The sequence below is a fragment of the Klebsiella sp. K-3 genome (assembly GCF_051207495.1).
GTDB classification, from domain to species: domain Bacteria; phylum Pseudomonadota; class Gammaproteobacteria; order Enterobacterales; family Enterobacteriaceae; genus Klebsiella; species Klebsiella aerogenes.
This window is the reverse complement of record NZ_JBPNXF010000001.1, coordinates 194,304-208,938: the sequence shown is the minus strand read 5'-3', so window position 1 is coordinate 208,938 and position 14,635 is coordinate 194,304. Positions and strand designations below refer to the sequence as shown.

General features: G+C 56.6%; 10 protein-coding genes. 5 read left to right on the top strand and 5 right to left on the bottom strand.

Features of this window, described 5'->3' with window-relative positions; genetic code table 11:
- Positions 1-44 precede the first annotated feature (44 nt).
- The 3 genes from copA to ybaK all read left to right on the top strand — a co-directional run bounded on the left by copA (position 45) and on the right by ybaK (position 4,155).
- Positions 45-2,546 carry a copper-exporting P-type ATPase CopA gene (gene copA, locus ACSEMK_RS00985; protein ID WP_411325643.1) on the top strand — a complete coding sequence of 834 codons (2,502 nt, stop codon included), beginning with the start codon at positions 45-47 and terminating at the stop codon, positions 2,544-2,546.
- A gap of 133 nt (positions 2,547-2,679) precedes the next feature.
- Complete coding sequence (locus ACSEMK_RS00980; RefSeq protein WP_113373765.1) at positions 2,680-3,474, top strand: TraB/GumN family protein; 795 nt, start codon at positions 2,680-2,682, stop codon at positions 3,472-3,474.
- 201 nt (positions 3,475-3,675) lie between these two features.
- Positions 3,676-4,155, top strand: a complete 480-nt coding sequence (gene ybaK / locus ACSEMK_RS00975; RefSeq protein WP_015367897.1) for a Cys-tRNA(Pro)/Cys-tRNA(Cys) deacylase YbaK — start codon at positions 3,676-3,678, stop codon at positions 4,153-4,155.
- A 57-nt stretch (positions 4,156-4,212) separates the two neighbouring features.
- Here ybaK and ushA read toward each other — a convergent pair whose 3' ends face one another.
- Positions 4,213-5,865 carry a bifunctional UDP-sugar hydrolase/5'-nucleotidase UshA gene (ushA, locus tag ACSEMK_RS00970; protein WP_113373764.1) on the bottom strand — a complete coding sequence of 551 codons (1,653 nt, stop codon included), beginning with the start codon at positions 5,863-5,865 and terminating at the stop codon, positions 4,213-4,215.
- Between the two features lie 295 nt (positions 5,866-6,160).
- Between ushA and ACSEMK_RS00965 the strand changes: the two genes are divergently transcribed.
- Both ACSEMK_RS00965 and ybaL read left to right on the top strand, forming a co-directional pair.
- Complete coding sequence (locus tag ACSEMK_RS00965) at positions 6,161-7,381, top strand: MFS transporter (protein ID WP_045393513.1); 1,221 nt, start codon at positions 6,161-6,163, stop codon at positions 7,379-7,381.
- Positions 7,382-7,616: 235 nt separating this feature from the next.
- Positions 7,617-9,293 (top strand): YbaL family putative K(+) efflux transporter, encoded by a 1,677-nt coding sequence (gene ybaL, locus ACSEMK_RS00960; protein ID WP_015367901.1) that lies wholly within the window; start codon positions 7,617-7,619, stop codon positions 9,291-9,293.
- Positions 9,294-9,333: 40 nt separating this feature from the next.
- On the opposite strand, the gene ACSEMK_RS00955 is transcribed toward ybaL, so the two are convergent.
- The 4 genes from ACSEMK_RS00955 to htpG all read right to left on the bottom strand — a co-directional run bounded on the left by ACSEMK_RS00955 (position 9,334) and on the right by htpG (position 14,549).
- Positions 9,334-10,638: an inosine/guanosine kinase gene (locus tag ACSEMK_RS00955; RefSeq protein WP_015367902.1), complete on the bottom strand. Its 1,305-nt coding sequence runs from the start codon at positions 10,636-10,638 to the stop codon at positions 9,334-9,336.
- A 63-nt stretch (positions 10,639-10,701) separates the two neighbouring features.
- A complete protein-coding gene (hemH, locus tag ACSEMK_RS00950; protein WP_087860353.1) occupies positions 10,702-11,664 on the bottom strand; it encodes a ferrochelatase in 963 nt (320 codons plus the stop codon).
- A gap of 128 nt (positions 11,665-11,792) precedes the next feature.
- Positions 11,793-12,437, bottom strand: a complete 645-nt coding sequence (gene adk, locus ACSEMK_RS00945) for an adenylate kinase (protein ID WP_320904769.1) — start codon at positions 12,435-12,437, stop codon at positions 11,793-11,795.
- Between the two features lie 237 nt (positions 12,438-12,674).
- A complete protein-coding gene (gene htpG / locus ACSEMK_RS00940; RefSeq protein ID WP_430914432.1) occupies positions 12,675-14,549 on the bottom strand; it encodes a molecular chaperone HtpG in 1,875 nt (624 codons plus the stop codon).
- Between the last annotated feature and the right edge of the window lie 86 nt (positions 14,550-14,635).

Genomic DNA, 14,635 nt, shown 5'->3' with positions numbered 1-14,635 from the left:
TGTGTTCGGTCAATCATTAACCGGAAATTATTCAGGAGTTATTTATGTCTAACACTATCGACCTGACGCTTGATGGCCTCTCCTGCGGCCACTGCGTTAAACGCGTGAAAGAGAGCCTCGAACAACGTCCCGACGTTGAACAGGCTGATGTTACCGTTACCGAAGCCCACGTCACGGGCAGCGCCAGCGCTGAAGCCCTGATTGAGACCATCAAACAAGCCGGATACGGCGCGGAGCTGAGCCACCCAAAGGCTAAACCGCTGGCAGAATCATCAATCCCGTCGGAAGCACTGACAGCGGCCACTCCCGAGCTTCCGGCAGCCCATGACGAGGATGACAGTCAACAGCTGCTGATCAACGGCATGAGCTGCGCCAGCTGCGTTTCCCGGGTACAAAACGCGCTTGCCGCGGTGCCGGGAGTCTCACAGGCGCGGGTAAACCTGGCGGAACGCACGGCGCTGGTAATGGGCAGTGCGTCCGCCGCCGAATTAGTGCAGGCGGTGGAAAAAGCCGGCTACGGCGCGGAGGCTATCGAAGACGATCTCGAACGCCGCGAACGACAGCAGGAAACCGCCATCGCCACCATGAAACGTTTTCGCTGGCAGGCGATTGTCGCCCTGCTGGTCGGCGTACCGGTTATGGTCTGGGGCATGATCGGCGATAACATGATGGTCAGCGACGACAATCGATCGCTGTGGCTGGTCATCGGCCTTATCACCCTCGCGGTGATGGTCTTCGCAGGCGGTCACTTCTACCGCAGCGCCTGGAAAAGCCTGAAAAACGGCACCGCCACCATGGATACGCTGGTCGCCCTGGGGACTGGTGTCGCCTGGCTATATTCAATGAGCGTCAACCTATGGCCGCAGTGGTTTCCGATGGAAGCGCGCCACCTGTATTACGAAGCCAGCGCAATGATCATTGGTCTTATCAACCTCGGCCATATGCTGGAAGCCCGCGCGCGCCAGCGCTCCTCGAAAGCGCTGGAAAAACTGCTCGACCTGACGCCGCCTTCGGCACGCGTCGTGACGCCTGAAGGCGAGAAAGATCTGCCGCTCGCGGAAGTTGAGGCGGGTATGACGCTGCGCCTGACCACTGGCGATCGCGTTCCGGTTGACGGCGTGATAAGCCAGGGCGAAGCCTGGTTTGATGAAGCGATGCTCACCGGCGAGCCGGTGCCGCAGCAAAAAGGCGATGGCGACGCCATTCATGCCGGTACCGTGGTGCAGGATGGCAGCGTGCTGTTTACCGCCAGCGCCGTCGGCAGCCAGACCACGCTGGCGCGGATTATTCGCATGGTGCGCCAGGCGCAAAGTAGCAAACCGGAAATCGGCCAACTGGCGGATAAAATCTCGGCGGTATTTGTTCCGGCAGTGGTAGCCATTGCGCTGATTAGCGCCGCTATCTGGTACTTCTTCGGCCCGGCGCCGCAAATCGTCTATACCCTGGTCATTGCCACCACGGTACTGATTATCGCCTGTCCATGCGCGTTAGGCCTGGCAACACCGATGTCGATTATTTCCGGCGTCGGCCGGGCGGCAGAATATGGCGTTCTGGTGCGTGACGCCGATGCTCTGCAGCGCGCCAGCGAACTCGATACGCTGGTGTTTGATAAAACCGGCACCCTGACCGAAGGCAAGCCGCAGGTGGTGGCCGTGAAAACCTTTGCAGGGGTTGATGAAACAACCGCGGTGCGTCTTGCCGCCGCGCTCGAGCAGGGTTCAAGCCATCCGCTGGCGCGGGCGATCCTTGATAAAGCCGCCGACAGCACTTTACCGGAGGTAAGCGGCTTCCGTACCCTGCGCGGGCTCGGCGTCAGCGGTGAAGCGGAAGGCCATCGACTGCTGCTCGGCAACCAGGCGCTGCTTAACGAGCAGCATATCGCCACCGCCGAGCTGGAAAGCGAGATGACGACACAGGCCTCGCGCGGCGCCACGCCGGTACTGCTGGCGATCGATGGTCAGGCCGCCGCGCTGTTCGCCATCCGCGACCCGCTACGTGAAGATAGCATCGACGCGCTGGCGCGCCTGCATCGTCAGGGCTACCGGCTGGTCATGCTGACCGGGGATAACCCGACCACCGCCAATGCCATCGCCAAAGAAGCGGGCATTGATGAAGTGATAGCCGGCGTGCTGCCGGACGGTAAAGCCGATGCCATTAAACGTCTGCAGAGCCAGGGGCACAAAGTGGCGATGGTCGGCGACGGTATTAACGATGCCCCGGCACTGGCGCAGGCGGATGTCGGTATCGCCATGGGCGGCGGCAGCGATGTCGCGATTGAAACCGCGGCGATCACCCTGATGCGCCATAGTCTTAACGGCGTGGCCGATGCTTTAGCGATTTCGAAGGCGACGTTACGCAATATGAAACAGAACCTGCTGGGCGCATTTGTTTATAACTCGTTAGGCATCCCGATTGCCGCTGGGATCCTCTGGCCGCTGACCGGTACCCTGCTGAACCCGGTGGTCGCCGGCGCGGCAATGGCGCTGTCGTCAATCACCGTGGTGAGTAACGCTAACCGCCTGCTGCGCTTTAAACCGAAAGAATAGGCACAGCCACAGGAAAACGGGCGGTGAGGTTACTCAGCGCCCGTTTATTTATTGGCGGCAATAAAAACCCGCGGGAAAGATGACGGCCACCACCAGATGCGCTAGCATGAATGCCTCACACTTCGGAGCGCGTATGGGCCTGTTAAACCGAATAAAAATGCTGTGGCGAGCCGCCGTCGGCTCGTCTTATTCCTGGCCTGCAATGGATATCGTCCTGCCCGGCGACCGTTATTTACACCTCGTCGGCAGCATCCATATGGGCACCCGCGACATGGCGCCGCCGCCGGCTAAGCTACTGAAAAAGATACGTCAGGCCGACGCCTTAATCGTCGAAGCAGATATCACCGGTAATGAAACGCCTTTCAGTAATCTCCCCTCCTATCCCCCGCTGGCTGAACGTCTGAGCGAAACACAATTAGCAGAATTACGCTCACGCGCCGGCGAACTGGGTTTGTCGGTCGATCTTTTCGATAGCCAGCCGCTATGGCAGGTGGCGATGGTGCTACAAGCCACTCAGGCGCAAAAGCTGGGGTTACGACCCGATTACGGCATTGATTATCAGTTGCTGATGGCTGCCCGCGAGAGCAACATAAGGGTAATGGAGCTGGAAGGCGCCGATAGCCAAATCGCGCTGTTACGCAATCTGCCTGACGGCGGTAAGGCGCTGCTGGAAGATACGCTGAGCCACTGGCGCACCAACGCCCGTTTACTGCAGGTGATGATCGGCTGGTGGCTGGAACAACCGCCGTCGCGCGGCGCGGAAACGCTGCCGACGACCTTCAGCCAGTCTTTATATGATGTACTGATGCATCAGCGCAACATAGCCTGGCGCGACACGCTGCTTGCCCTGCCGCCGGGGCGTTACGTCGTCGCCGTCGGCGCGCTGCATCTGTATGGCGAAGGGAACCTGCCGGATATGTTGACGTAAAAAAATGGCCAATATTGCTATTGGCCCGTCAAAGAGGAATTTCATCATTATTATTATCCCGGGATATACATCCCGGATCGTCTGATTGTCGCTCAAAGTGACCATCACTGCCAATACTATTGCGCAAGATGGTACTATTTTTTATACAACCCTCACGCGTATGCTGGTCATACGTTAGGTCGGTTGGTAAGAAGGATTACTATGACTCCCGCCGTTAAATTACTCGAAAAAAACAAAATTACCTTTCAGATCCACAGCTACGAACACGATCCTCAAGAGACCAATTTTGGCGATGAAGTGGTTCGCAAGCTGGGGCTCAATGCGGATCAGGTTTACAAGACGCTATTAGTGGCCGTTAACGGCGATATGAAACATCTGGCGGTCGCCGTCACCCCGGTTGCCGGTCAACTGGATTTGAAAAAAGTGGCCAAAGCGCTGGGCGCCAAGAAGGTAGATATGGCCGACCCAATGGTCGCACAGCGGATCACCGGATATCTGGTCGGCGGCATCAGCCCGCTGGGGCAGAAAAAGCGTCTGCCGACGGTGATTGATGCCCCGGCGCAGGAATTTGCCACCATCTATATTTCCGGCGGCAAACGCGGGCTGGATATTGAACTGGCGGCAAGCGATCTGGCGAAGCTTCTGGACGCGAAGTTCGCCGATATCGCCCGCCGCGATTAAGCACACCGTCCCGGATAGCGGCGCACGCGCCCTATCCGGGCCCCGCTAAGCGATGGCTTACTGCCAGCTGACCTCGCCCTTCGGCTCGTAGGCCACCGCATCCAGCGGCGAGTTCTTCTCGATATACTCTTTCAGCACCTCGGCATCGATAAAACCGGTATTGACGTATCCCGGTTTATTATCGATGTGCGGGTAGCCGTCACCGCCGGTGGCGTTAAAGTTCAGCGTCGCCATACGGTAAGTTTTCGCCGGATCAACCGGTTCACCTTTGATTTTCAGATCGTTAAGCTTGCCGTCTTTGGCAACGAAACTGACGTTGGCGAACTGCGGATAAGCGCCGGAATCCGGCTTCATCTGCGCGACGGCGGTCAGGTACTCAATCACCTCTTTACCGCTCATATCGACGTAAGTCAGCACGTTGCCGAACGGCTGCACTTTCATCACGTCTTTATAGGTAATATCACCCGCTTCGATGGAGTCGCGAATACCGCCGCCGCTCATCACCGCGAAATCAGCATTGCTGCGCGCCATCTGCGCCGCCAGCAGCAGACGCCCCATATTGGTTTGTACGAAGCGAACTTTGCTGCGATCGCCTTCAAGATGGCCGTTGACGCTGCCTATTTTCACCTGTAACTGCGCCTTGCCTTTATTCTGGAACGGCGTTAACAGCGAGAGCATCTGCGGGTTTTCGGCAATTTGCGGCGTATACAACACGCGCTCGCTCTGACCGTTGTCCCAGGTCACTTTCTTCTTCAGGTTGACCGGGATTAGCTGATAGTGCACCAGCTTCATCTCACCGTTGCGGAATTCAAAATCGGCGCGGCCGACATATTTTCCCCACTCGTGAGCCTGCACGATCCAGATGCCATTCTGGCGATCCGGCGCGCACGGGGTTCCGGGGACATAATCGACCTGCTTTTTATTCTCCGACGCCATGCATACCGGATCCTGCGAGTGGCCGCCGACGATCATCGCCAGCGATCCCGCAGGTAGGCTCCGCGCCATTTCAACGTCGCCCGGCGCGTTAGAGCCGTGATTGCCGTTGTCATAGTGGCCCATGTGGGTGGTCGCCAGAATCACGTCCGGCTTTTCATTTTGCTGTAATTCCTGGATAACCAGCTTGGCTTCTGCCGCCGGATTACGGAATTCGATATCGGTGAAATATTCCGGGTTGCCGATTTTCGCCGTATCATCGGTGGTTAAGCCAATCACCGCAATCTTCAGCCCGCCGCGCTTAAACAGCGCCCAAGGTTTAAACAGGCGTTCGCCGGTGCTTTTCTGATAGATATTGGCCGACAGGAAAGGGAACTTCGACCACTTTTCCTGCTGGCGCAGCACGCTGAGTGGGTTATCAAACTCATGGTTGCCGACCGCCATGGCATCGTAACCTATCAGGTTCATGCCGCGAAAATCAGGTTCTGCATCCTGTAAATCGGATTCCGGCACCCCGGTATTGATATCGCCGCCGGACAGCAGCAGGACGCTACCGCCTTCGGCCGCCACCTCTTTGCGGATACCGTCCACCAGCGTCTTCTGCGCCGCAAGGCCATATTCGCCATAGTCGTTGCGCCAGAAATGACCGTGGTGGTCGTTGGTGTGCAGGATGGTGATTTTATAGGTTTTGTCCTGCTCATAGGCCTGCGCTGACAGGCTTCCCAGCGATAAGGCGGCGAATAACGCCAGCGCCACGCCGCGTTTTAAATAATGCATGTTTCACTCCCTGACTTAATAACAAGTGCCGAAAGTATAGCGAGTCAGTCGCTTTGACAAATATGTTTTCAGAATTGCGACTTCCTTCAAACCTTGGGGACAGGTATGTTAGTCTGATAATAATTCTACCCGTCATACTTCAAGTTGCATGTGCGTTGGCTTTCCTCGCTCACCCCAGTCACTTACTAGAGTAAGCTCCTGGGGATTCTCTGTGTCGCCGCCTTCTTGCAACTCGAATTATTTAGGGTATCAACCTGCATTCTCTACAACAAATAGAACTCGCTGAAGTGAACCTATGACAACCAACCAATCCGCTCAGTCCTTACCCGGTACCGGCGCGCCGCCGCAAAAAGCGCGCACCTCATTTGGCATCCTGGGGGCAATCAGCCTCTCCCATCTGCTAAACGACATGATCCAGTCGCTCATCCTGGCGATTTATCCGCTGCTGCAGGCGGAATTCTCGTTAACTTTCGTGCAGATCGGCATGATCACCCTCACCTTCCAGCTGACGTCATCGCTTTTCCAGCCGGTGATTGGCTACATCACCGATAAACGCTCGATGCCGTGGTCATTACCGGTGGGGATGTGTTTCACCCTCTGCGGCTTAATTCTGTTAGCGCTGGCCGGCAGCTTCGGCATGGTGCTGCTGGCCGCTGCGCTTGTCGGCACCGGCTCTTCGGTCTTCCATCCGGAATCCTCACGCGTGGCGCGGATGGCTTCCGGCGGCCGTCACGGTCTGGCGCAATCACTATTCCAGGTTGGCGGCAACTTCGGCAGCTCGCTGGGGCCGCTGCTGGCGGCGGTGATCATCGCTCCCTACGGCAAAGGCAACGTCGCCTGGTTCGTGCTGGCCGCGCTGCTGGCGATCGTCGTGCTGTCGCAAATCAGCCGCTGGTACGCCGCGCAACACCGGATGAATAAAGGCAAACCGAAGCCGGTTATCGTTAATCCGCTGCCGCGTAACAAAGTCATCCTTGCCGTCTGCATCCTGTTAATGCTGATTTTCTCCAAATACTTCTACATGGCGAGTATCAGTAGCTATTACACCTTTTATCTTATGCATAAGTTCGGATTATCGGTGCAAAACGCCCAACTTCACTTGTTCGCCTTCCTGTTTGCAGTAGCCGCAGGTACGGTGATTGGCGGGCCTGTTGGCGATAAGATAGGTCGTAAATATGTAATTTGGGGCTCTATCCTCGGTGTGGCGCCATTTACCCTTATTTTACCGTACGCATCGCTGGAATGGACCGGGATCCTGACGGTGATAATTGGTTTTATCCTCGCATCAGCCTTTTCCGCTATCCTGGTCTATGCCCAGGAGCTGTTGCCGGGGAGAATCGGTATGGTTTCCGGCCTGTTCTTCGGATTCGCGTTTGGCATGGGCGGCCTTGGCGCCGCGGTGTTGGGGTTGTTAGCCGACCATACCAGCATCGATCTGGTCTATAAAATCTGTGCTTTCCTGCCGCTTCTTGGCATTCTGACGATATTCCTGCCTAATAACCATCAAAAAGCCTGAGTATCTGGCGGCCAAAGTGAAAGTTTGGCCGCCGCAATCCCTTATCCCATCAGCATTACGCCGCCATGACCTGCCGCCATTTTCCTGTCTGTGCTTTTTTCTGCCGTAATTCCAATTTTTCGCAAATTTCAATAATTATTCATAAACAAAACGAGCAAAAGTGTCATAAACTATTAATCGGTTTTTTGCTTTAAGTAGCGAAAATGGATCGGCTCACCACACGCAAGGAGACGGAATGCATCACGCAACACCGCTAATCACCACCATTGTCGGCGGCCTTGTGCTCGCCTTTATTCTCGGCATGATTGCCAATAAGCTACGTATTTCTCCACTGGTAGGATATTTATTAGCGGGCGTGCTGGCCGGTCCATTTACTCCTGGTTTTGTTGCGGATACCAAGCTTGCGCCTGAACTGGCCGAACTTGGCGTCATCTTGCTGATGTTTGGCGTCGGGCTGCACTTTTCGCTGAAAGATCTCATGGCGGTAAAGTCGATAGCCATTCCCGGGGCCATCGCCCAGATAGCCGTGGCGACGCTGCTCGGGATGGCGCTCTCTTCCCTGCTCGGCTGGTCGCTGATGACCGGCATCGTTTTTGGCCTGTGTCTTTCCACCGCCAGCACCGTGGTGTTGCTGCGCGCGCTGGAGGAACGGCAGCTTATTGATAGCCAGCGTGGGCAAATCGCCATCGGCTGGCTGATCGTTGAAGATTTAGTGATGGTACTGACGCTGGTGCTGCTGCCCGCTATCGCCGGAATGGTGGAAAAAGGCGATGTTGGGCTGGCATCGCTGGCGCTCGATATGGGTATTACCATCGGTAAAGTCGTCGCCTTTATTGCCATTATGATGCTGGTGGGCCGCCGTCTGGTGCCGTGGATCATGTCGCGCAGCGCGGCAACCGGCTCTCGCGAACTGTTTACCTTGTCGGTACTGGCGCTGGCGCTCGGCATCGCCTTCGGCGCCGTTGAGCTGTTCGACGTCTCCTTCGCACTGGGCGCATTCTTCGCCGGGATGGTGCTTAACGAATCCGAACTCAGCCACCGCGCCGCTCACGATACGCTGCCGCTGCGCGACGCCTTCGCGGTGCTGTTCTTTGTCTCCGTCGGGATGCTATTTGACCCGATGATCCTGGTCGAACAGCCGCTGGCGGTGCTGGCGACGCTGGCGATTATCATCTTTGGTAAATCCGCCGCCGCTTTCTTCCTGGTACGTATGTTCGGTCACTCGCCGCGTACCGCCCTGACCATCGCCGCCAGCCTGGCGCAAATCGGGGAATTCGCCTTTATTCTTGCCGGTCTCGGCATGGCGCTGGATCTGCTGCCGCAGGCCGGGCAGAACCTGGTGCTGGCCGGGGCGATAATTTCGATTATGCTCAACCCGGTGCTGTTTACCCTGCTGGAAAAATATCTCGATAAAACCGAAACGCTCGACGAACAGACGCTGGAAGAGGTGCTGGAAGACGAAAAACAGGTGCCGGTGGATATCTGCAACCATGCGCTGCTGGTCGGCTTTGGCCGCGTCGGCAGCCTGCTTGGCGAGAAACTGATGGCCCAGGGGATCCCGCTGGTGGTGATTGAAACCTCCCGCACCCGCGTGGATGAGCTGCGTGAGCGCGGCATCAGCGCCGTGTTGGGCAATGCCGCCAACGAAGAGATCATGAATTTGGCGCATCTCGACTGCGCCCGCTGGCTGCTGCTGACCATTCCTAACGGCTATGAAGCCGGTGAAATTGTCGCCTCAGCGCGGGAAAAATGCCCGAACATTGAGATTATCGCCCGCGCCCATTACGACGATGAGGTCGATTATATTACCGAACGCGGAGCCAATCAGGTGGTGATGGGGGAACGCGAAATCGCACGGGCGATGTTACGTCTGCTGGAAACGCCGCCGGCTGGCGAGATTGTTACCGGTTGATCCGACGCCCCGCTCGCGGGGCGTACTCTTATCCACGGGATTAACGGTCCCAGTAGGCCTCTTCCAGACTATCTTCCCGCTCCGGCAGGCCACGCGTTAAACGCGGTGAATGCTGATTCAGCACCTGATAGCTGACGCGGTTGGCGTATTTGCACACCTGCGCCAGCGATGAATAAGTCAGCCATTTGCATTTATGTTTGCTGGAGTTCGGCACGTTATTACGATGGTAGTTATTGGCGGTGATATCATGCAACAACGCCGCCAGCGCGCCGTCGCCTGCGCCGTTGGTGTTCATGATCTTCTCCGGGCCGCCCATATAAGGCGCGATGTGCGAATAGATACGCAGCGGATTAACACAATCCTGATGGCGCATCGCGCGGCTGAATTCATACTGGTTGAACTCGGCAATCGCCCCCGGCAGAAGTGGATGCTGCGTTTTACGCTTCGCTTCCTCTTCGGTGAAGCTCGCCATATAGAGACCCGCCGGTCCTGCGGTACATAGCACCAGGTCGACCCAGTCCAGCGCTTTATCCGCCGCGGTGAGCGGGTCGGCGATACCGGTCAGCGCTTCCGCTTCTTCTTCATTCATCGCCAGAATCGAAACGTGTTCCTTGAGAAACTGCTGCCACCATTGCGGGTTGTCGGCAATCACGTATTTCGTTCCCAGCGTCAGCACCACCGGCACATCATGCTTTTTGGCATACTCAATGGCTTTCATCGTCGCGTCCGGCATCGGCTCGCCCGGCTTACAGCGCACAAGGTAGGAGGTCAGCACCAGCGCGGAAGCGCCGGCAATCACCTCTTCCGGGATGCTTTCCGGACGCAGCTTGTTCATGTGGCCTGGACTGATGGCAAAGGTACGTTCGCCGCTATCGCTAATCAGCGTAAAACAGCGGCCAATGGCGCCATCGACGCCCTGCAGGTAGTTGAGATCGGTACGGCTGGAAGTATTGCACAGGTAGCGATAAGCGTAGCCGCCGATCTCAATGTTGCTGCACATCACGCCGAGCAGCACCGAACGGTCGTCCGCCAGCACCGAATAATTGTGCATGGTATTGCCAATGGTGCCGCCGGCAAATTGATGGGTGATCAGGCCGTCGCGTACCAGTTCCTGATACAGCGCTTCGGCGACATCATCTTCAATCACCAGCGAATGGCCGGCGCTCAGGCCGTAGCGTACGATAAACGCCTCATCCACTTTCGCTTCGATATCCACCAGCGTCTGGTCGATGCCAACCACCCAGGAGACGTTGGACTCATTTTCTGGCTGAATTTGTTGCAGCAGCGGATCGCGAGCGCTAACGGGGAAATAGTGTTTAGATTTGCGTTTACCGGGAAATTTCATAGTGGCGATTTAATGACAGGGAACAAGCGGGGAATAGTAGCATATTCCCCGCTACGCGTGCGATCAGCGATACGACGCGGTCAGGTTCACCATCATCTCAATATGCGCAGGATCGGCATTAAGCGCCGGAATATACTCATATTGCTTACCGCCGGCCTCAAGGAAAATTTCCCGGTTCTGCACCGCGATTTCTTCCAGCGTTTCCAGACAGTCGGCGGAGAAGCCCGGACAGATAACCTGAACGTGCTTTGTGCCCTTCTCGCCGAGCATTTTTAGCGTTTCGTCGGTGTACGGCGTCAACCAGGGTTCACGGCCAAAGCGCGACTGGAAGGTCATCATCACCCGCTCCGGCGGCAGCCCGAGCACTGAGACCAGCTCGCGGGTCGTTACCCGGCAGCGCTGCGGGTAATCATCGCCCTCATGGGCGTAGCGTTGCGGTATACCGTGATAGGAGAGCAGCAGCACATCCGGTTCGCCGTGAACGGCAAACGAAGCGCGCACGCTGGCCGCCAGCGCGTGGATATAGTCAGCGTCATCGGCATAGTCACGGATAAACGAAACGCCCGGGATGGCGCGCTTTTTCGCGAGGATCCGCGCCAGTTCATCCCATACCGCCGCCACGGTAGAACACGAATATTGCGGATACAGCGGCAATACCACGATATGGTCAACGTCCTGAGCCAATAGCTCATCGACAGCGCTTGCCAGCGACGGCGAGCCATAGCTCATCCCCAGGGCCACCGGGACATCCGGTAATCTGGCCGCCAGCGCCTGCTGCTGCTGACGGCTATACACCATCAACGGCGAGCCTTCCGCCATCCATACGGACTGATAGAGTTTCGCCACGCGGGGAGCGCGAATCGGCAGTATGATGCCGCGCAGCAGCGGCCACCACAGCAGACGAGGCGTATCCACTACCCGTTTGTCGCTAAGAAATTGTCGCAGATAGCGCTTCACCGCATCGGGCGTGGGCGCATCGGGAGTGCCTAAATTGGCTAGCAAAATACCTGTTTTCGTCTGATGCATTACCGCCTCTTAACCATTTGAATCGCTGACAATTGTAGCGTAAATGGCGTTAAACGGAACCAATCATAGCAAAAGGTAGAAATGAGAGGTGTTCTCATCCTGCCGCAGCAGGATGAGAAAGGGCTTAATTAGCCGAGGATTTTTTCCAGTTCGGCGCGCACGTCTGCCACCGCTTTGGTGCCGTCGACTTTCGCGTACTGGGTGTTACCCGCTTGCGCTTCTTTCTGATAGTAGCCGATCAGCGGCGCAGTCATCTGATGGTATTCCACCAGACGCTTACGTACGGTCTCTTCCTGATCGTCTTTACGGGTGGTCAGCTCTTCGCCGGTCACATCGTCTTTACCTTCAACCTTCGGCGGGTTGAATTTAATGTGATAGACGCGGCCGGAAGCAGCGTGTACGCGGCGGCCCACGATACGATCGACGATCAGTTCGTCCGGTACCGCGAACTCCAGAACGTAGTCAACGGCGATGCCGGCTTCTTTCATGGCGTCAGCCTGCGGGATAGTGCGCGGGAAGCCGTCCAGCAGGAAACCGTTACGGCAATCTTCCTGGGCGATACGCTCTTTCACCAGCGCGATGACCAGCTCATCGGTAACCAGTTTGCCGGCGTCCATAATGTCTTTCGCTTGTTTACCGAGCTCGGAGCCGGATTTTACCGCGGCGCGCAGCATATCGCCGGTGGAGATTTGCGGAATACCGTATTTCTCCATGATGAACTGAGCCTGAGTTCCTTTACCCGCGCCCGGAGCGCCAAGCAGAATAATACGCATTACGAAAATCCCCTCAAATGTCGTTTCAATTTTTCAAAAAACGCTAAACCATACCACCAGAACGGCCATGGCTCAAGGAAGGCGGTGCGGCTGAAACGGTTAATGGTGAGATATTTTACGGTTGAGGAAGATTAAGGCCCTCACCCCGGCCCTCTCCCGCAGGGAGAGGGAGAAAAGCCCCTCTGCGGCGAGCAGTCCCCTCTCCCTTTAGGGAGAGGGTTAGGGTGAGGGTAAAGCTTAGGATGCCAACAGTTGGTTCATACGACGGATGAACTGGTTAGGGTCCTCCAGCGTGCCGCGTTCCGCCAGCAGCGCCTGATCCAGCAGCAGCTCAACCCACTCGCCAAACTGCGCGTCGTCCTGGGTATCGGCGGCGCGTTTCACCAGCGGATGCGCCGGGTTCAGCTCGAAGATGTACTTCACTTCCGGCGCCGCCTGACCGGCAGCGGCGAACAGCTTCGCCATCTGGGTGCTCATTTCGTCGGCATCGGTGGTGACAATCGCCGGAGTGTCGGTCAGACGATGCGTCAGACGCACCTCTTTCACGCGCTCGCCAAGCAGGCCTTTCACGCGCTCAACGAACGGCTCCAGCGCTTTTTCAGCTTCTTTGGCGGATTCGTCAACTTCGTCCGCCAGTTTCTCCAGCGACTCGTCGGCTTTGGCGACCGACTGGAACGCCTTGCCGTCGAACTCGGTCAGGTAGCTCATCATCCACTCGTCAATGCGATCGGACAGCAGCAGAACTTCGATACCTTTCTTACGCAGCAGCTCGAGATGCGGGCTGCTCTTCGCCGCCGCATAGCTGTCGGCGGTGATGTAGTAGATCTTCTCCTGTCCTTCTTTCATGCGCGAAACGTACTCTTCCAGCGACACGGTCTGCGCGGAAGAATCGGTATGCGTCGTGGCGAAGCGCAGCAGTTTAGCAATGGCTTGCTGGTTGGAGGCATCTTCCGCCGGGCCTTCTTTCAGCACCAGGCCAAACTGTTTCCAGAAGGTCTGATATTTTTCGGCGTCGTCTTTCGCCAGCTTTTCAAGCATTTGCAGCACGCGTTTGGTCAGCGCGGTACGCAGGTTGCGGGTAACGTTGCTATCCTGCAGGATTTCACGCGACACGTTCAGCGGCAGATCGTTGGAGTCTATCAGGCCGCGAACGAAACGCAGGTAGTTCGGCATAAACTGCTCGGCGTCGTCCATGATGAAGACGCGCTGTACGTACAGCTTCAGGCCGTGCTTATGATCGCGGTTCCACATATCCCACGGCGCCTGCGACGGAATATACAGCAGGCTGGTGTACTCCTGCTTACCTTCGACGCGGTTGTGGCTCCAGGTCAGCGGATCGCTGAAATCATGGGCAATATGCTTATAGAACTCTTTGTATTCGTCGTCGCTGACTTCAGATTTGCTGCGGGTCCACAGCGCCTGCGCCTTGTTGATTTTTTCCCACGAAATAACGGTTTCGCCGTCCACGTCTTCGCGTTTTTCAATCTCAACCGGCAGCGCGATATGGTCAGAGTATTTGCTGATGATAGAACGCACGCGCCAGTCGTTAAGGAAATCATCTTCGCCTTCACGCAGATGCAGCGTGATTTCGGTCCCACGATCGGCTTTGGTGATATCGGCGACGGTATATTCGCCTTCACCAGCCGATTCCCAGAATACGCCGTTTTCCGGTTTGTCGCCCGCGGCGCGGGTGCGCACGGTGACTTTGTCGGCAACGATGAAGGCCGAATAGAAGCCGACGCCGAACTGGCCAATCAGCTGGCTGTCTTTCGCCTGATCGGAGCCCATTGATTCGAGGAACGCCTTGGTGCCGGATTTGGCGATGGTTCCGAGATGGTCAATGACCTCGTCGCGGTTCATGCCGATGCCGTTATCGGCGATGGTCAGCGTACGGTTGTCTTTATCAAACGATACGCGTACGCGCAGTTCGCCGTCGCCTTCATACAGATCCGGCTGGGAAAGCGCGCGGAAACGCAGCTTATCCGCCGCATCCGAGGCGTTGGAGATGAGCTCGCGCAGGAAGATTTCTTTGTTGGAATAAAGAGAATGGATCATCAGGTGCAGAAGCTGTTTCACTTCTGACTGGAAACCACGGGTTTCTTGTCCTTTCATGTAAGTCGACCTCAACAATGCCATTTATTATTAATGGAAATAACGTGTTGGGGAGGAGATGGGGATAGGTGCGAGATTTTTCAAGC